General features: G+C 42.0%; 15 protein-coding genes. 12 read left to right on the top strand and 3 right to left on the bottom strand.

Annotation, left to right across the window (positions count from 1 at the left end):
• Positions 1–363 precede the first annotated feature (363 nt).
• The 5 genes from AWW68_RS09900 (at position 364) to AWW68_RS09880 (ending at position 5487) form a co-directional block, all read left to right on the top strand.
• Entirely contained in the window at positions 364–1740 is a 1377-nt protein-coding gene (locus tag AWW68_RS09900) for a sigma-54-dependent transcriptional regulator (protein ID WP_068220186.1), read from the top strand.
• Complete coding sequence (locus AWW68_RS09895) at positions 1730–3079, top strand: sensor histidine kinase (RefSeq protein ID WP_068220183.1); 1350 nt, start codon at positions 1730–1732, stop codon at positions 3077–3079. Before AWW68_RS09900 ends, AWW68_RS09895 begins: the two co-directional genes overlap by 11 nt.
• Before the next feature lie 49 nt (positions 3080–3128).
• Positions 3129–3365 (top strand): acyl carrier protein, encoded by a 237-nt coding sequence (locus AWW68_RS09890; protein ID WP_068220180.1) that lies wholly within the window; start codon positions 3129–3131, stop codon positions 3363–3365.
• Between the two features lie 134 nt (positions 3366–3499).
• Positions 3500–4342: a UDP-2,3-diacylglucosamine diphosphatase gene (locus AWW68_RS09885; RefSeq protein ID WP_068220178.1), complete on the top strand. Its 843-nt coding sequence runs from the start codon at positions 3500–3502 to the stop codon at positions 4340–4342.
• A 2-nt stretch (positions 4343–4344) separates the two neighbouring features.
• A complete protein-coding gene (locus tag AWW68_RS09880) occupies positions 4345–5487 on the top strand; it encodes a glycosyltransferase family protein (RefSeq protein ID WP_068220175.1) in 1143 nt (380 codons plus the stop codon).
• Here AWW68_RS09880 and AWW68_RS09875 read toward each other — a convergent pair.
• Positions 5474–6064 carry a DUF429 domain-containing protein gene (locus tag AWW68_RS09875; RefSeq protein WP_157717601.1) on the bottom strand — a complete coding sequence of 197 codons (591 nt, stop codon included), beginning with the start codon at positions 6062–6064 and terminating at the stop codon, positions 5474–5476. The two genes, AWW68_RS09880 and AWW68_RS09875, sit on opposite strands and share 14 nt — an antisense overlap.
• Positions 6065–6138: 74 nt before the next feature.
• Here AWW68_RS09875 and trxA point away from each other — a divergent pair, with 74 nt between their 5' ends.
• The 4 genes from trxA to AWW68_RS09855 are packed head-to-tail and all read left to right on the top strand — an operon-like array spanning position 6139 to position 9554.
• The gene (trxA, locus tag AWW68_RS09870; protein WP_068220810.1) at positions 6139–6510 is read left to right on the top strand and encodes a thioredoxin; all 372 of its coding nucleotides are present in this window, start codon (positions 6139–6141) and stop codon (positions 6508–6510) included.
• On the top strand, positions 6507–6896 hold the full coding sequence (locus AWW68_RS09865; protein WP_068220169.1) for a DUF302 domain-containing protein: 390 nt from the start codon (positions 6507–6509) through the stop codon (positions 6894–6896). The genes trxA and AWW68_RS09865 overlap by 4 nt, the downstream gene beginning before the upstream one ends.
• 34 nt (positions 6897–6930) lie before the next feature.
• Positions 6931–8529, top strand: coding sequence for a TlpA family protein disulfide reductase (locus tag AWW68_RS09860; protein WP_084375645.1), 1599 nt, complete (start codon positions 6931–6933; stop codon positions 8527–8529).
• Between the two features lie 47 nt (positions 8530–8576).
• Positions 8577–9554 (top strand): bifunctional methionine sulfoxide reductase B/A protein, encoded by a 978-nt coding sequence (locus AWW68_RS09855; protein WP_068220164.1) that lies wholly within the window; start codon positions 8577–8579, stop codon positions 9552–9554.
• A gap of 671 nt (positions 9555–10225) precedes the next feature.
• On the opposite strand, the gene pbpC is transcribed toward AWW68_RS09855, so the two are convergent.
• Entirely contained in the window at positions 10226–12628 is a 2403-nt protein-coding gene (gene pbpC, locus AWW68_RS09850; RefSeq protein WP_068220162.1) for a penicillin-binding protein 1C, read from the bottom strand.
• 192 nt (positions 12629–12820) lie between these two features.
• Positions 12821–18376 (bottom strand): alpha-2-macroglobulin family protein, encoded by a 5556-nt coding sequence (locus tag AWW68_RS09845; protein ID WP_068220159.1) that lies wholly within the window; start codon positions 18374–18376, stop codon positions 12821–12823.
• Positions 18377–18626: 250 nt separating this feature from the next.
• Here AWW68_RS09845 and AWW68_RS09840 point away from each other — a divergent pair, with 250 nt between their 5' ends.
• The 3 genes from AWW68_RS09840 to AWW68_RS09830 are packed head-to-tail and all read left to right on the top strand — an operon-like array spanning position 18627 to position 19812.
• Complete coding sequence (locus tag AWW68_RS09840) at positions 18627–18920, top strand: carboxypeptidase-like regulatory domain-containing protein (protein ID WP_157717600.1); 294 nt, start codon at positions 18627–18629, stop codon at positions 18918–18920.
• Between the two features lie 5 nt (positions 18921–18925).
• Positions 18926–19429 carry an O-acetyl-ADP-ribose deacetylase gene (locus AWW68_RS09835; protein WP_068220153.1) on the top strand — a complete coding sequence of 168 codons (504 nt, stop codon included), beginning with the start codon at positions 18926–18928 and terminating at the stop codon, positions 19427–19429.
• Positions 19430–19440: 11 nt separating this feature from the next.
• Entirely contained in the window at positions 19441–19812 is a 372-nt protein-coding gene (locus AWW68_RS09830) for a DUF7674 family protein (protein ID WP_068220150.1), read from the top strand.
• Positions 19813–19952 lie beyond the last annotated feature (140 nt).

Genomic DNA, 19952 nt, shown 5'->3' with positions numbered 1-19952 from the left:
ACTGAGCCCAAAGGTCAAAAACTCAAAATATCTGAATTAATCTTTACAATTAATTCAAAACAACGAGTGCAATATAATGACTTTCAGTTCATCTGCAAAACCTATTTTCAACATAAGTGTGTCTTTAATACACAATGGGTCATATTTATATGTTTGTACTTACTTTTAGCAAACTTCTCCTTAATTTAATTCAAAATCATTCTTTATATAAAAAGGAAGAAGGCTTTATGAGCACTGCAATTAGCTGTACGATATCGTTCTTATTTATGTACTAATTCGGACAGTTTTTAGACAGAATCTTCTAAATTGAGCCGTAATGCCTATTGGCACTATTTCAGTTGATAAACAGCAAAACCCAAGCTTGTGGAGAAAGAATTAGGAAAAATTTTGATCATCGATGACGATGAAGATGTACTCATTGCGGCTAAACTACTATTGAAGAAACATGCCAAAGAGGTCATAATAGAGAAAAACCCAAAGAAGATTCCATTCTTAATGAATAATGGAACTTACGATGTTATTCTTTTAGATATGAATTTTAGCCATGATACTACTAGTGGTAAGGAAGGGTTTTATTGGTTGCAACAAATTCTTGAAGCCGACCCAAAAGCGGTAGTAATTCTAATCACAGCTTTCGGAGATGTAGAAATGGCAGTTAAAGCACTAAAGGAAGGTGCTACAGACTTTGTATTAAAGCCTTGGCAAAACGAAAAGTTAATAGCTACACTTTCATCGGCCATAAAACTTAAGCAAAGCTATAAAGAGGTAGAAAAGCTTAAGAGTGCCAAAAAGCAGCTAGAAGACGATATTAACAAACCGTTCAGTGATATCATTGGTGATAGCCCTGCAATGAAGAATGTCTTTAGCATTATAGATAAGGTAGCTCAAACAGATGCAAACGTCTTAATTCTAGGGGAAAACGGAACGGGTAAGGAACTAGTGGCTAGAGCACTTCATAAACGATCCCTCCGAAAAGACAATGTTTTTGTAGGTGTTGATATGGGTGCTATTACTGAAACGCTCTTTGAATCGGAGCTATTCGGACATAAAAAAGGTGCCTTTACAGACGCTAAAGAAGACCGAGCAGGAAGGTTCGAAGTAGCCCAGGGAGGCTCTCTCTTCCTAGATGAGATAGGAAACCTGAGCATGCCGCTTCAGTCTAAATTATTAACGGTTTTACAAGGCAGACAAGTAACACGAATAGGAACTAACAAACCTATAGATGTCAATATCAGACTGATCTGCGCCACTAACATGCCTGTATACGACATGGTGGCTGAAAACACTTTCAGACAAGATTTACTCTACAGAATTAATACTGTAGAAATTCATTTACCTCCTTTACGAGAGCGTCAAGACGACATTAACCTGTTGGCCGACCACTTTGTGAAAATATACTCAGAGAAATACAGAAAGCCACAGAAGAAAATAGCTCCTTCTACTTATAAAAAGCTTTCTAAGTACTCGTGGCCCGGAAACATCCGAGAATTGCAGCATGCCATAGAAAGAGCCATTATCATGAGTGAAGGCAATGTACTTATGCCTGACGACTTCTTCTTTTTGGTTCAGAAAGCAGATAATCAGAATGAAGCAGCCGACAACTTAAACCTAGATGATGTTGAGAAAAATGTAATTCTCAGAGCCATCAACAAGCATTCAGGAAACATTTCTAAAGCTGCCAAAGAATTGGGCCTAACCAGAGCTTCTCTGTATAGAAGACTAGAAAAGCATGGGCTTTAAAAACTTAAGATTTGTCATTCTTATTAGAGTAGCACTACTGGTTCTCTCTATCTTTCTTTTGGCCTATATCATATATGAGGTTCCTAATACTGTGAACTCCGTTTTTATTGCAGGCCTTATTATTGTCCAGATTTACTTTCTGGTGCGAACACTGGATAAGACGAACAGAGAGATAGCCTCGTTTTTGAGCTCAATCAAATACGATGACTTCACAACAACTTACCCCTCTTCAGGGAGAGGTAAATCTATGAATGAGCTGTATAATGAGTTCAATACAGTAATTAGAAAGTTTAGGGAAATCAGGGCCGAAAAAGAGGCTAACTATCACTATTTCAGAACAATAGTACAACACGTAGCCATTGGTCTTGTTACATTCAATAAGCTAGGAGAAATTCAGATTATTAACAGTGCGGCCAAAAAACTGATTGGTGTAGACTCATTAAATAGCATCTTTGAGCTGAGCAAAGTAAGTCCTAAACTCGTTGAATCTCTAGTTAAGCTTAAAACTGGAGGTAGTGCGCTAATTGAACTTACCAACGAAGGTACCCGAACTCAGCTCTCCATTTATGTGATAGAGTTGGTTTTAAGAGGTGAGGAATTCAAACTAGTATCTATTCAAAACATTCAGTCAGAACTGGAAGAAAAAGAAATGGACGCTTGGCAGAACCTGATTAGGGTACTGACCCATGAGATCATGAATTCCGTTACCCCTCTCTCCTCTTTGGCAAATACCGTTGAAGTAAATCTGGTAGATAACATTGAAGATGATGTACCTATAGAAAAAGAGGAACTGGAAGATATTTACCTAGCGGTGCAAACTATTAAGCGCAGAAGCGAAGGACTAATCCGTTTTGTGTCAGACTTCAGAAATCTCACCAGAATTCCAGAGCCTAAAATTCAGGAAATTGAATTCAGTAAGGTAATAGACCATATCAAAGTGCTTCTGGCTCATGAAATGGAAACTCGAGGTATTCAGTTTGTCGTGAATATTAATCCGAAAGACCTGAAAATTCATGTAGACAAAGAGTTAATAGATCAGGTATTAATAAATATAGTACAGAATGCTATGCATGCCTTAAACGAGAATGAAGAGGAAAAAATGATCATTATTAACGCTTTTGTAAACGAATACGGAAGACCAACTATGAAAATCAGAGACAATGGATCTGGTATAGATGAAGAAGCTTTAGGCAAAATATTTATTCCATTCTTTACTACTAAAAAACAAGGTTCGGGGATTGGCTTGTCATTATCTAAACAAATAATGAGAAAGCATGGAGGTGCAATCACCGTCCGTTCAGTACTTCAAGAGGGGACAGAATTTACTTTAAGGTTTTAGTTTTTATTGAAATGGCTTAACTTCCGCCATCTAATTGACCACTAATCGAATGAGCAATACGCTAGAAAAGGTTACTCAAATACTTGTTGAAAAAATTGGAATTGCACCTACAGAGGCCACCCTCGATGCCAACTTTATAAAAGACTTAGGAATTGATTCGCTAGACTATGCGGAGATCGTAATGGAGTTTGAACAAACTTTTGATATACGAATTCCCGATAGTGATGCAGAGAAGCTTCAAACCGTTGGCCAGGCTGTCAAATATATAGAAGAGCAAACCAAATAATTTCTGGTATTAAGCCAGTTTTACCTTAGTATTTTTTACTCTACCTAATTATTACATTCTAATAATTCACTGGTCACAGAGGGGTCACACAAAAGGGTGATATTGTATTAACCCGAACCCCAAATACCCAGACAGTGAAGAACGAGTGTAAAACCATTATTGTGTCCGATGTGCACCTCGGAACCAAAGGCTCCAAAGCCAAGGAGCTGGTTAGGTTTCTGAAGCAATATCGGTGCAAAAACCTTATCCTGAACGGAGACATCATAGACGGATGGCAGCTTCGTAAATCAGGTAAGTGGAAACGTAAGCACACGCGCTTCTTCACCAAAATCCTCAAAATGATTGAGGAAGACGGCACCAAAATCACTTACATCCGAGGCAATCATGATGACTTCCTAGATCAGGTTCTACCCTTCACTGTAGGCAACTTGAAGATTGCCAGAGACATGATTTATGAGTCTAACGGCAAGAAGTACTACATTACTCATGGCGATGTTTTCGATTCGGTAACTTCTCAATTTAAGTGGATTGCAAAGTTAGGAGACATTGGTTACACCTTTCTGCTTTGGCTAAATAGGCAGTACAACTACCGAAGAATGAAAAAGGGCCTCCCCTATTTTTCTCTGTCTCAAAAGGTGAAAGGCAAGGTGAAACAAGCAGTTAAGTACATAGACGATTTTGAGACGCAACTGGCCTCAATGGCTCGCTACAAAGACTGCAACGGCATAATCTGTGGTCATATTCATCAACCTGCACTGAAAGTGATTGACGGTATTCACTATATGAATTCAGGAGATTGGGTTGAGTCTATGACTGCCCTTGTTGAGGACATGCAAGGCGAATGGAGCTTGGTTTATTATACTGAAAGCGATCAGAAAGAGAAGCAAGACAAAGAGTCTGAAAGCAAAACCATTGCGCTTAAAGACTATTTCGAAGAAGGTGAGGCAGAATCAGAATTGAAAGTAAATAAAGCTTAGGTATGAAGGTAATGTTCATCGTTCAGGGCGAAGGCCGTGGACATATGACTCAAGCATTAGCGCTAGAACAGATACTATCAAATGCAGGACATACGGTAAGTGCTACGGTTATAGGTACTAGCAATAGAAGAGAAATACCAGCCTTTTTCAAACAAAAAACCTCTGCTGAACTTCACCCAGTAAAAAGCCCAAATTTCTATTACGATAAGAAAAGCAAGTCTATTAATGTATGGAAGTCATTGCTTTTCAACTTAGTTCGAATTCCAGTTTTCATTAGACAGCTCAATAAGATCAATCGAGCAAAAAACGTACATCAACCCGATGTAATTGTCAATTTCTACGATGTTATGGGTGGCTGGTACTTCCTTCTTTTCAGACCAAAAGCCAAACGCATAAGCATAGCTCATCAATACTTGGCAGAACATCCTGAGTTTCCATTTGCCAAAGGCTACAGCACACAAAAATGGGCTTACAGAATCAACAACAAAATCACTTCATTTAATACTCATAAGAAACTCGCTCTTTCATTTAGAAAGCTAAAAAGCACAAATAATAAACTGAGCATTGTACCTCCACTTTTACGGACTGAAGTATTAAAGCTGTCTCCTGAAAACGAAGATTACATCTTAGCTTATGTAGTAAACAAAGGCTACAGCGATGAAATAATTAAATGGCATTCGCGAAACAAGAAAATCAAGCTTCACTGCTTTTGGGATAATAAAGAGTTTCCAGACGAATGGTCTCCAAATCCCAACCTCACTTTTCATCATATTAATGATCAAAAGTTCCTAAAACTTATGTCGGGCTGTATTGGCTATGCATCTACCGCTGGCTTTGAGTCAATCTGTGAAGCCATGTATTTAGACAAACCAGTACTGATGGTACCAGTAAAGGGTCAATACGAGCAGGCATGTAACGCAGAAGATGCCAGTTTAGCCAATGCCGGCATCAAAGCCAGAAAGTTCAACATTGGCTTACTTTTAAACTACATTACCAGAAAACATCAAGGAAATAGTGATTTCAGAACATGGATGGAGGGCTATGAAGAGCTATTCATTCAAGAAATAGAGCAGTTAGAAGCAGAGGCTCATCGACTGAAAAAGAACAACCCGATAAGTTTTATTCCTTCGTTCAATAATAAATGACACCTTCTTCAACTAGTCCAGATCTTTGAGTCTTTTTCTGAAGAAAACGTTGACCTATTTCTAAGCAAAGTAGTGCGTCCATATCATGAGAAGATAATATTTCAGCTGTTGCAAATACTCCTCCTAATTTGTTAAGTATGGCCTTAATATCGGGCGTTTTGCCTCTGTAGCCAAATTTATGCAACTCCAGAGCCTTCGCTCTAAACACTGGGTAAGCCTCAATAATCTTAATTTCAGAAAGCATCGCCTTCAATTTCATGGCTCGCGCAGTTAAGCCACCCAAAAACATGGGCGACATAGCCTTTAGCTCCTTATCACAAACACGGTAAAAGTAATCTTGAAAACCATCTTTTGCGGAATAAACTCCTGGCAATGACAATGGTGCGTCTAATGCGATTAACTCGGGCTGCTCTCTCTGACAAAAAGCTAGAATCATGGCATCAGCATCTTGCTTTTTAGTCGATCGCTCAATTTTTACCACGCCTTCCTTTATATAGCAAACACTCGTTGTACCTGCCATTTTACTACCGTAATCTATCCCACAAACCATAGTTTTAGACTTTTTGCCGAATGTCACCTAAGTTACATTCCGAATTTCTAGATGGAACCATAACCACTCTATACTCCTTATTGATTTAGAAAATGGAAGATATGAAAACGAAACAATTGAATTTAGCAGACTTTGAAACCAAAGTCTTTAATTATAAAACAGAAAAAGAATGGAAGTTTGCTGGTGAAAAACCAGCTATTATCGATTTCTATGCCGACTGGTGCGGACCATGTAAAATGGTGGCCCCTATTTTAGAAGAATTGGCAGCCGAATACCCTCAAATAGACATTTATAAGGTAGATACTGAAGCCGAAGAGCGATTGAGTGCCATGTTTGGTATTCGCAGCATTCCGAGCTTGCTATTTATTCCTGCAGACGGAAGAGAACCTATGATGCAAGCTGGTGCATTGCCAAAAGCAACAATGAAAGAAGTGATTGAGACAGAACTTTTAACACAAAATAAAGAGTCATGAACACCATAAGCCGAAACTTTGAAGGATTTGACGAAGTACATTTAGAAGAACTTCTCAAGTCTAATTTTAAAGAGATTGGCTTTGGCGTACTTCATGAAATAGATTTTCAAGAAACACTGCAAAACAAGATTGGGAAAGACATCGGGCTTTATAAGCAGCTGCAAATTTGCAATCCGAGCCTAGCCTATGAAGCTATTCAACTAGACCCGACCATTGGTATTCAGTTGCCTTGCAATGTGGTGATTAGAAAAGAAGAAAACGGTCTGGCCGTAGACATTCAAAGCCCTCTTGATTCTATTCCCAATAATTCTCCTAAAGATTTAAGGGATATGGCCGAAGAGCTAACCCAAAAAATTGAGAAGCTATTGGAAGAAATAGACAACTAATTGGGTAGTTAACAAAAACATCTAACTTAAAGGAATGAAACACACATCATTCCTTTTTTTGTGCCTATTGATTTTGTTCTCATGTTCTGACAAGCCTTCAGAAACTGCCATTGAAGAGAAAGAAAAGCAGAATCAGATCACTCTAATTTTTAAAAACCCTGTCCAGAATGGTGCATATTATAAACCCAACGCTACCAAGCCTTCTTTCTATACCACTCAAACTGGCGATGAGATTGAGTTTATAGATGACAACCTAATTACTCAACGACTTCATATCGACTTTGAAGCAGAAATCGATACAGTTATTATTCTCAGCAGACGAGAATGGGTAGAAGTAGGCCTCTACTATAAAGGTGTAGATCAGCTTAAATATCTTTTCCAAAAAGGAGACACCGTTTTATTCGATTATGAAGGCAGCAAACCCATCGCATATGTTCAAAATAGATCGGAAGGATTCCGTGTTACCAACTTTGACTTAATTGAACGTGATAGTATTGCGACTTCAGAATTCACAGCAGCCATGTTCATTGAAAAACAACCCTTACTGAACTATTTCGGAGAGAAGGGAAAGAATCTTGAAGAGTACAAACAGATCAGGAAGAAAAAAGAAGAAGTCAATCTCAAGAACTTCACTCAAGAGTTTGATAAAAAAATGGAAATGCTTCAGTCTCTTAAAGCGAAAGGGCTTATTGATAAAAGACAATACCAATACCGAGTCTTGAATCAATACTTCCAGCTTGCAGAAATCATAGCCGTTGAGAACAGATTAAATCCCGAAATAGAGGCAAATGCAACTACTATATACACAGAAGCAATAAACCGAGTAAGAAATGAGCTGCCAACTTCTTTCAATTTAAGAAACGATTCGCTGCTCTACTCCAACCGCTACACTTCTTACTTTATCAGTTCTATACGTGCCGAATTCAACAAAAAAGCAGATTATTACGAGTATAAAACTGAAGCTTCCGGAGGTAGAATTACCAACTATCCACAGGCCTATGATTCGGTTCAGGTGGCAAGACATTTAAGCCAAATAGAAAAGATGAAGGCTCAGTATTATTATGTCGAATATATCTTCAAAGATGCTGGTTATTTCCCAATTGAGACCCGATGGGAATACCTCAATAAGTTCAAGAATCAATATCAAGATACAGCCATGTATAATCACTTGATTGATAAGTATAACATCAAATTCTCTATTGATAACGATTTAAAATTGATAAACACAGAAGGGGAATCAACCTCTTTGGAAGCTTTAGTAGCCTCTAAGCAGGATAAAGTAATTTATGTCGATTTTTGGGCTAGTTGGTGTGCCCCTTGTATTAAGGAAATGCCTTACTCCAAAGAGATTCAAACTGAATTTGATTCTGATCAATTAATCTATGTTTATCTATCTGCCGATCGTAAAGACTTGCCATGGGAAAATTCCATGAAAAGACACGAACTAAACACCGGACTTCATTTTAGAATAGATAATGCAGGATATACCACAAAAATGGAAGAACTTAACATTCCGGCTCTTCCACATTATATGATCTACCACAATGGTCAGCTAGTGAATAAAGATGCACCACGGCCTAGCGAAAAGGATAAGCTAATTGCAGAGTTTAACCGATATTTGGGCGATCAATAAACTTTCTGGTGAAAGTACTTGTTCCTTTTGCCATAAACCGATTGCCTATGCTTACCTGGTCAGATGTTATCAAATTTGCCAACAATGGAAATCCTCAACCCGACAGAAGAGTCGAAAAGACTGATGCTGAATGGAAAGAGATTCTCACTCCCGAGCAGTTTCAAATTGCCCGCTTAAAAGGAACCGAAAGAGCCGGAACCGGAGAGTTTTGTGAGAGACATGAACCCGGGCTTTACGGCTGTGTTTGTTGCGGCACTGCCCTTTTTGATTCCAGAGTAAAGTTCGAGTCAGGTAGCGGTTGGCCAAGCTTTACTCAACCTGTAAAGCAAAATGCCATCAAATACGAAAAGGACACAACCTACGGCATGATTCGAGTTGAAATCATGTGCAATACATGTGATGCTCATCAAGGGCATGTTTTCCCTGATGGACCAGAACCCAGCGGATTACGTTATTGCGTCAACTCAGCTTCAATGAAATTGCTTTCAACAGAACTAACGGAAGTTACTGCTATTGTTGGCGGAGGCTGTTTCTGGTGTACAGAAGCCGTTTTCCAAAGAGTAAAAGGGGTTAGCAAAGTAGAATCGGGCTTTGCTGGTGGACAAATCAGTAATCCAACCTACAGAGAAGTTGTCAGCGGTAGAACCAATCATGCCGAGGTCATTCAAATTACCTACAACCCGAAAGAACTCTCTTATGCCGATTTATTGAGAATTTTCTTCTCTACCCACGACCCTACTACGCTCAACAGACAAGGGTATGATATGGGAACTCAATATCGTTCTATCATCATTGCAGCCGATGAAGAGGAGCTTAAAATAGCTGAAGAAGTAAAAGCAGAAATGGCTCAGTACTTTGACGATCCAATTGTTACAGAAATTACCGGACCAGCTGCATTCTACAAAGCCGATGAAAATCATCAGAACTTCTATAACGACAACCCAGAGCAACCTTACTGTCAAGCCATCATCACCCCAAAAGTGAATAAGCTAAGAGCGATGTTTAAGGATAGGTTGAAGGATTAAGTCGGAAGTCAGAAGACGGAGGACGGAAGTTTGAAAGCCGGTCATTGCATCTGAACCGTTACAGTGCTGCCCCTTTAGGGGTTAGGGGTGATAATAGTCGGAAGTCAGAAGACCGAAGACCGAAAATCAGTTGATCAGAAAATAGGAAGGCGACCGCTGTAAGCGTCACTCAGAACGTAAAGAGGTCCGCTGATAAGGAAGACCGATTGTAGCGAAGAGTCTCCAACAGGATCGATGCCGTAATTCCCCTTTAGGGGTTAGGGGTGAAATAGTCGGAAGTCAGAAGAGAAATCAGAAAACAGAAATCAGTCAATGCAGTTCTGGTAAGCGTCACTCAGAGCGTAAAGCGGTCGGCTGATAAGCAAGACCGCTTGTAGCGAAGAGTCTCCAAAGGAACTGACGAGGTTATCCCTAGGAATAAATCACACGAAGTCTGAGGTCGAAAGTTTCTTTGCGTTCTTAGCGAAGTCTGCGGTAAATTTTAAACCGCCAAGGACGCGGAGAACGCAAAGGGTAAATAAAAGAATTTATATTAATCCTCCTCCGTTCTGCGGACACCTCCTCCAGAGGAGGACATTCTTGCAGTCGGCCATCGCATCGGGCTCATTGTCCCCCGCTGGCGGGGGTAGCGAAGCAGGGGGTGGACTAACACTAGATTTCTCATCAACCAATCACTCTTCACTTTTCTTCAACACCTCAAATCTCCTTACCAACTCATTCCCTAAATCATCAACCAGTACCAGTCGGTGGTTGCCATTGTTGGGCTGGAACGACATAACATGCTCACTTTGGGTATAGCCCTGGTATTCACCATCCAAATGCCAGTGTACTTTGGTGGTTCGGTTTTGATGGGTAGCTTCAAAGACTATCTTACCTAATTGACCATCCTGCTCCACCGGCAGGTAGAATGAAGCATTTGGCTCAGGATAAATCATTTCCATAGCTTTCAGTCTTGTCAATTGAGTCTCGCAACCCGGCATAAAAGGAGGCGGTTCGGCATAAGTCGGGTTTTTCATCTTGTAGTAGTAGGCCAGCTTAGGCGGTAGCTCAAACCAGCTCTTGGTGACCATTTCTGACAAAGGCACACAACCTGCATTTACCTGAAATTTCTGTGATGCATCCAGATGCACCAGTTGATGGAAAGGTGAAGAAGCAGTGCGCAAACCCACTTTTGGGATAAAAACAGTATCAATCTGGCTGGAATAAGGCGAAGCGAGATAGCCACTTTCCCTGTCTACCGCGGCTGTAACCAGCTCCGCTCTCGGCATGTTGAACCAAGTGGTTTCAGGCAATCGATCAAAGATATCGAACATAATGGGCGCTGCGGCCTTGATCCCTGTGAGACCCGGGCGGCCTTCTCCGTCCGCATTGCCAACCCAGACACCAACCACATATTCAGGGGTAATACCAATGGCCCAGCCATCGCGGTACCCAAAGCTTGTCCCTGTTTTCCAGGCAATTTTGCTGGCGCTGGAATACAGCTTCCAAGCAGCATCCTCATTCGGACGATAAACCTCCAGCATGGCTTCAAAGGCAAACCAAATGGAAGCGGCAGAAAGATGATTTGGAATGTCATTCCCATTTTTTGATTTGTCATTCCCACGTCCCGAGGCATCGGGAGCGGAATCCCTCGCGAACTTAGAACTCTGTAACCTAGCAAACTCAAAATCCCCTTCCCTATACCGCTCTCTATTGAAATGGCTCAAAGTGCGGGACATGCCAGCATACATGTTCGTTAGGTCCCAAAGTGTGCCTTCAGAACCTCCAAGAATTAGCGATAATCCGTAATGTCCTGCCGGACGATTGAGCGTACTCATTCCCATGTCTCTGAGCTTCTGATGGAATTTCGGATAACCATACATCTTCAGCATTTCTACCGCAGGAATATTCAGGGAACGGGCAATGGCCATATCGGCATGAACGGCACCGTCATAGGTTCTGGAAAAATTCTGCGGAGCAAAATCTCCAAAGAACATGGGCACATCGGGAATTAGTGTTTGGGGCAAAATCTGACCTCCATCCAGAAGACTCGCATAAAGGATGGGTTTTAATAAACTACCCGTACTTCGAGGAGCCTGAATCACATCTACAAATTCCTGATGCTCAGAACCAGCACCCATCACATTTCCGGCATAAGCCAGTACTTCATTCCTTTGAACATCGAGCACAATGGCAGAAGCATTATGAATTCCTTCAGTTTTCAGCAATTGATGGTGCGCATTCAGAATATTCACTACATCTCGCTGCGTATGAATATCCAGGCCAGATTGTATCTGCTTGCCCTCCTGACCAGAACTGATCAGGAAATTAGTGTAATGACTCGCCAGTTGAGGCAAATCCTGGGGTTTTCTCGGTAGAGGTTCTGATAGAGCCAACTCAAGATCGGTTTCATCCATCTCACCTCCTTCAAATAGTTTTTGGAGTAATCTATCCCTTTTGGACTTGAGCGGATCTACACTTTTACCCGGATAGAGCATAGCAGGTTGATTAGGCAACACCGCCAACAGTGCCGCCTCCGCCCAGGAAAGTTGTGCCGGATTTCTTTCGAAGTATCGCCAGGCAGCGGCATTAAGCCCCACTGTATTACCTCCGAAAGGCGCATGTGAAGCATATAGTCTCAGAATCTCTTCTTTGGAGTATCGCAGCTCCAATCGGGTGGCCAGCACCATTTCAATCAACTTCTCAAAAATCGACCTATCCTTCCCTTTTCTATGCAGTCGGATGACCTGCATGGAAAGCGTACTGCCTCCACTGACAATTCTTCCAGCCTGCACATTCTGCTTAATGGCCCGACCAAATGCTAGCGGATCAACTCCAGGGTGATAATAAAATCTCTTGTCTTCAAAACTTAGTAAAGCCGTGACATACTTTTGAGGAAGGGAGTCCAGTTCAGGGAATCGCCATTGACCGTCATTGGCAATTCTGGCTGAGAGCAGCGCTCCACTTCTGTCGTTAACAACAGTGGCATAAGGATCATCGAACAGTGTTTTCGGCAAACAGAAATAGTAGCCCACTCCCAGTATGAGCAGGGTCACCATTAATGCTTTTCGATATTTTTTGATTCGTTTGATCACAATTCCGTTTTTAGCCTCACCCCTAACCCCTCTCCTTGGAGAGGGGCACTACCAACTGCCAGAATTGACTGATAATATCAACTCTGGCAGTCTGCTAAGCCTTCCCCCATGAGGGAAGGTTTGGATGGGGGCTTTCTTAATCACTCTAGCACTGAACTCAACATTCATCATTCAACATTCATCAATCCAAAATCAATTCACTCCTCTCACCTCAACCCATTTACCTGCCTCACGGCCATAAATAGTATTATCATACATAGCCTCAACCGATACTGCAGGTAAGTAATACCTTCCTCCATAAGTGGCATTGAGATTCACCTTGAAGGTTTTGGAATCATTCGCTCTCAAGTCGAAATAAGTGTAGACCCTGTCGTCCCGGATATCTCGGTAGGTATAGTTATTTGCAGTTGAAGCACCTGGGATTTCATTCAACCTGTCATTCAGAATTTCCCAACCTGAAGGAAATATCTGAGACAAAGCCAGGTCGCGGTAGACTCCCTGACTGCCGGTGCTGTAAACTGTGATCTCAGCTGTAAAGTCAGTTCCCTGGGCCAGATTAGAAGGATCAATCGGCACATTATTTCTATCGAAATAGTTGACCTGAAGTCGCAGTCCGGAACTACCGCTGGTCTCATTGCCGGTCAGGGGCTGGCCTCTTTGAATCACCCTGACAAAGAGTATAGACTGACCATTGTTTTTTACATTCACCTGACCGCTTTGCTGGTCATTGGCTAACTCGGCCACTTTAATAGGCTTGGCCGTGTTAAGCGTTTCCTTTCTCCCTCCACTCACCGTGTACTCAGCTTGAAGGCTATTTCCAAAAGCAGAACCATTCAGGCCAACAAACTTGATAACTCCCAATAATCCATAAGCAGTGGTCTGGGTACTCATCCATCGGTCTTCGCTTAATCCTTCTGCAACAGATCTGAGAAGGTTCATTCCTTCCTGCTGCATATTCAATAAACCCATAGCTTCCAGAATCATGGCATTATCGCGCAATACAGAACCATAGTAATAATAGTAATCCTTCTTAGTCGAACTTTTAGGCAGGCTGTTGATCATCTCCCTGGCCACCTGAGCTCTTCCAGTGAGCGCATAGGCTGCGGCCAATCTCCATTTGGCTTCAAGACTTAGATTCGAATCTTCACGTAGGCGGTTCATAGCTCCCAATTCAGGGGATTGTGCCTTGGCCAAGGTATAAAGTCTGTATGCCTGAACGATGTCATCATTATACTGACCATGTCGGGCCCAGCGTCTGGCTCGTTTGCCCTGATAGCTTTTCCAGTTATTGAAAAGGGCCGTGGGAATATTATATCCCTTGTCCTTTGCTTCCAGCATAAAATGTCCTGCATAATTGGTACCCCAGTCATTATCATCGCTCTGACCCGGCCAATAGGCAAAGCCTCCCTCAGCAGTCTGAAACTTGCTTAGTCTGTCGATAGTGGCAATAATATTTCGCTGTATCTCCTTTTGCTTACTTTCACTCAGATCCATGATATCTGAAAGGAATAGCTGCGGAAAAGCGGAAGAAGTTGTCTGCTCAATGCATCCATGCGGATAGCTGATCAGATAATTCAGTCTTTTACCAAGGTTAATTGGAGGAAGAATAGAAAGTTCCAGCTGAGTGGAATTGGTACCATTCATTCCTATCGCTTCGTAGGTCTGTTGCCAGCTCTCCCCTGGTTGAATAGAGGCCTGAAGTACATATGTAACTGGTGGATTCGGATTTCTCACCTGAATCTCAATGGTGTGAGTAGCCACTTCTCTTCCTGATCTGGCCGTAATTTCCACCTTTCCAACGCCAAGTTCAGGCTTCACTTCCAATCCAAAATCGATCAGTTCATCACCCAAAACTGCGAAAGTCAAAGTTTTCTTCGCGGCATCAGCCAATTGTAATGGGCCGCTGACTTTCACTTCCACTTCAGCTTCCTTCACAAAATCTTCCAAAGCGAAGACGCTCACAGGCAGGTTCAGTTGTTCACCAGGACCCAACACACGAGGAAGTGTACCAAGTACCATTAAGGGTTTTCTCACCGGAGTAGCCTTTTCAGTATTTCCGTAGGCACCATTATCTCCAGCAATCACCATAGTTCTGACGGAACCAATGTAATTCGGCATTTGGATGGTGTGACTTGCGGTTTTTCCTTTCTCCAGTTTGAATGGACCCAAATGTTTGACAACGGGCTTGAATCTGTTTGCCTTCGCACTTTCAGGTTTGGCCCCTGAACCATCGCCTCCGAGCGCCAGGAGTCTGGACAAATCTCCATTAAATGCTCCGATGACTTCATCATACACGTCCCATGACTTCACACCCAAAGCCTGACGGGCATAGAAAGTGCTCCACGGATTTGGGGTCTGGAAACGGGTGATATCTAACAAACCTTCATCGACCACAGCAATAGTATAAGTCATCGGCTTGCCATTGGTTTCTTTTACTTCCACCTTGAATGATTCTTCCGGCTTCAATACATCGGCCATTGATATTTCAGGTCGAAGAACGGTTTTGTCGTCTGTTACATTAATGGGCACAATGCCATACAATCGGATGGGCAGGTCATTTCTGGTTTGCGCATGAGGTTGCAGCAAAGTGGCATTCACATAGACATTGGGCGCCATTTCAGGAGTGACTTCGAAGCTGAATTCATTCGATCCATTCTTGGTCTCCACCCAATGCGCATCAATCACCTTGCTTCCATTTTCAATGCTGACTAGAGCACGTCCTTTGGTACTTGCCGGAATTCTTAGGGTTACTTTTTCACCTACCTTATAATCTTCCTTGTCGGTTGAGAAATTAAGCAATGATGCCCCACCCGGACGATTATTAGCTTCTGCCCAACCCGGCCAATCGAAGTAGACTGTAGAACCAGCAGAATGACCTGATTTGGTATCTCTTACCCGGATATAATAGCGGCCCCAGTCATTATTTGGAATGCTCAATTGCACCTGAGCTTTACCATTTTTGGTAGTCACTTTTTGTCTGAAATATGGACTGTTTTCATTTCTGCTCACGTAGTAGGCCAGATTGTCGCCTGACCTATCCCACCACCAGCGCCATTGCAGCTTGAAGGCTTCGACAATCAGATCGGAGCGATCTATAGGATTACCTTCTGCATCTACTGATACAATGTCCATTACATGTTTTTTATCAGTCAGCAACTGACCTCTTCTATCGCCTTCAGGTTTTTTGAGACCTACAAAATGAGTGTATGGATAGAAAGGCACCGAAAACTGATCGATGCTGAAATCTCCTCCCGGCTCATACACTTTTCCGCTGAAAGTAGCCATCAGCATACCGGGAGCATTGGGCTGAGTAACGAGGCTAATCGGCACGTTGGCATTGCCCGTAGCATCCACTCTGCCCTCAAAAATGCGCTCTGTTTCCGGATAGTATTCCTTGGCTTCATCGTCAAAGGAGTAGCCGGAGAAATCCTTGAAAGTAGTTTTGGCTGGATTCAGATAGAGGTCGAACTCCGCCTTTAAGCTTTTCGCAGTAGCACCAGTTAACCATTTCACATTGAGTTTAGCATTCACTTCCTGAGTGCCCGCAGTGATTTTATCTTTACCCAAATCGAAATTAATCTTGAGTCGATTAGGTTTGATGGTTTCAATTTTCACCCGTTTATTGAAGATAGAGCCTCCCACATTCACCCGTGCTAGCCAGTTTCCGGTCGGGTCATCGTCTGATGTCTGTAGCTGAAAATGATAGAAACCTCCAACTGACTGAGTGCTGACTTTTCTGTCTTTCAGGTTTCCAGATGGGTCGAGGAATTCCAGTACCACCGGATGATCATCGGGAATATTATTGTCTTTGTCTTCGAGAATGAAATCGAGGTAAATCGGGTCTCCAGGTCTCCACACGCCTCTTTCTCCATAAATAAAGCCCTGAATACCTCTTTCAACCTTGGCTCCACCTACATTGAAATTGCTGACAGAGAGTGAGGTTCCATCAGTCAGTTTCAGGTAGCCCTTTTCGACACCTCGGATAGCTTCCAGCAAAAATGGTTTCCTGTCAGTATCCAGTTCAATCTTTCCACTGGCATCTGTCTGTAGGGTTTGCAACACCTCCTGCTGAAAGTCATAGACCTTCACCTGAATACCTGACACAGGCTCGGTGGTTTTCAGATCGGTTACAAAAGCAGTGAGCTTTCTGTCATTGCCTAATTTGGCGATCAGCCCTAAGTCTGAAGCCAGAATATTGGTTGAAACCATCCTTTCGGTTCCGGCATAATAGCTCTCATGGCAGGGGTTATCCCGCTCGCGCCAGTTGTAATTTCTTCCGTAATTGTAGTTGTAATAGCTATCGTAATCTCCATGATCTGAGATGTCAAATTCATCCCAGTTGTCCTCTTCAATTTGTCCTTCCAGGCTCAGTTCAGATTGTTTTTCGCCACAGTTATACAGAGAATATTCTTTACGAATATTCACCCGAACCTGATAAATAGCACCTCTCTCCGGGTTGATCATATTGGCCAGATCGAGAGTAAATCGGTTCCATTTACTGAAATCAGTTACTCCTGCTTCATCTAGCAAGACAGCCCTATTCACAATCGGTTTACCTACTCTTCTTAGTTGTTCGTTTCCACCTAATTGGTTCACTTGCAGAAACTGGAAAACATTGGATTCATTGATCTTGATGATGGTCACGTCAACGGCACGGACATTCACCGCATCAAAAGGGAGAATAAGTCCATCGGAACTAGGCAAAATGGTACCGGAATGGGTCAGTCTAAGGGCTGGTTTAATCTGGCTGAAGTTGACGACTTGCTGATAACCCTTCGCCATCTTAAAATCCAGCTGGTTGCGAATGCCCTCATAGACTTGCACCAACTTATCTCCATTCAGGTCGGTGGAAGGGTATACCCTTACCTCGTTGCCTTCAATTGAAAATCTTGGATTGTTGTCATCTTCCAGCGTAATGAGTCCTGTAAGGTCCTGACGCTCATTGAGCGGGTCGGAGAAGTTCAGTACCACATAAGGATCTCCGCTTTTCTGAATCCGGGTGCTGATGACCGAAAAATCGTTGAGAGAAGGAATATTAATGCTTCCATTACGACTCCTATTCGCCCCAAAGCTTTTACCATCTACCTTAAAATCTACTTTGGAAGCTTTGTCCTTTCTATCGACAGATAGCACGGTAAAAGAGTGATTTTTACCAGTGGTTTCATCGAACTCCCAATTAACCTTTAAGCTCTTCCCCTCCTGCTTAAAAATAACCGCCTTGGCCAGCGCAATGGTATCAGCAAAATCGGCTGTGGTGAAAGTACCCTTAACCACCTGCTTGCGCATAGGATCGGCCTCATCGCTGTTGATGCCCGTTATGTCCAAATCATAATCCTGCTCAATGATGTCGAAGACAAACTCGAAAGGTTTCAGGTTGGTGGCTTCTTCAATACCCAATCCATCCAGTTTCAGCGTGCCGACATAAGATGCCCCATTAGGCAATGGATTGGCTGGTCTGTATTCCAAAACCTTTGGTGTCACCCAACGCACTTCACCTTTAATTGAAGGTGAGAAAGAGAGTACATCCTTCTTCTGGTTAGAAGGTTCGACATTCTCAGCCAATTGCAGTGTAATCACCGATCGACTGGAAATTTTACCTGAAGTGTAGGCAGCAATAACTTGAGAGTACTGCTCATCTGCCACCCGGTCATAGGCATCCGGTGCCTTTTTACGGGTTTGACAAGCAGCTAAAAAAACGAGTAGAGAGAGGAGACAGAGGGTTCGGACAAAAGTGATTTTGCTGTGCATTTTACAAAAATTTGGAGGACGATTAAGAGAAATCAAGGTAGGCAAAAATGCCCACCGATTTAATAACTAGAATTGTAGTTTTTATTGTCTTCTAGTTACAAGATTATTTAAGTATTTTCCATATCAAGCTATATATTGAATAATGAATTGGCACAGGCCCACATTTCTGTTCGTTACAGCTTTGGCTCTTACATTTATTGGTTGCTCTCCAACAAGGTACCAAAGATCAGGATATGATATTAGAACTAAGATGGAACAAACCTCCTTTTACGATAAGGGACTTAATGGAAAATCCAAAATCAGCGGACTTGTCTATTCAAGAACAGATAGTACATTTTTAGAGGAAGCGATTATTTTTTATGATAAGTCATCCGCTACTCCCACAAATGACAAAGGCGAGTTTTCAATAGATTTAGCTCCGGGAAAGTATATACTTACTTTTCGATATCTCGGGCATAATACTTATGTAACGAAGGCGTTGAAACTTGAACAAAATGAGCATCTAATCATACTTTTGAGGTTGGGCACATCAGTAATAGAGTAACTCAAATGAAAATTAAAATCATAAAAGGAGATATAACCCAAGTCGAAATAGAAGCAATAGTCAATGCCGCTAATACTTCCTTGCTCGGAGGTGGTGGCGTTGATGGGGCAATACATAAAGCCGGAGGAAAAGCAATTTTAGAGGAATGCATTGCCATTCGAAACCGTCAGGGTGGTTGCAACGTGGGTGAGGCAGTTATAACCACTGCTGGAAATATGAAAGCCAACAAGGTAATCCATACCGTAGGCCCTAGATGGAATGGAGGGAATTCGAATGAAGCAGAGAAGCTTAAAAATTGTTACATCAACTCTTTGCAGCTTGCTGAACAAAATGGGTTGAAGTCAATAGCTTTCCCAAATATCAGTACAGGAATCTATGGCTACCCGAAGGAACAAGCTGCAAGAATAGCTCTAAAGACAGTTGAGGAATATCAATCAGAGATTATCGAAGAAGTTCTCTTCGTGTGTTTCGATGAAGAGAACTATCTGTTGTATCAAGCATATCAATAGCTCCATTCCAAATGAACTTCATTATAGTCAAACCACAACTTTCCAAGGAAGAACTCATTGAGCTAATCATCAAGGAATTTCCACCCACTAAGGAGGATATTTTAGATGAAATTTATGAAGGCTTAATTCATCTTCAGGTTGGGGTTTTGGCAGACTATACCAACCAATGCATTCAGAAGAGCAGGTTTGATGAAGTATCCAGAATATTCCAATTCTTTGATGCAGTTATTGACAAAGTTGACTCTGAAACTGACAATGCCTTTTATGTATCCTTCCTAGAGCATATTGACATGGATGACGGAAGCAATAAACAAAATGAGGCTATCAAACTCTTGCCTAAAAAATACCTGGAAGCCTACAAAGGGCTAAGGAATTTCTCTTAATCCACCTTCGCCAAGGAGGACATTAGACGATGCATTTCCGATACAAGCAAGCTCCAAGGAAACTGATTCAATAAGATTTATTATAAAAGTTGCGGCTCTCCCTTTCTGATAGTAACCCTTGAGAGCATTAATCCTTTTAC

The organism is Roseivirga spongicola, from assembly GCF_001592965.1.
Lineage (GTDB): Bacteria > Bacteroidota > Bacteroidia > Cytophagales > Cyclobacteriaceae > Roseivirga > Roseivirga spongicola.
Note: the sequence above shows the minus strand (reverse complement) of the source record. Positions and strands in the feature narration are given on the sequence as shown.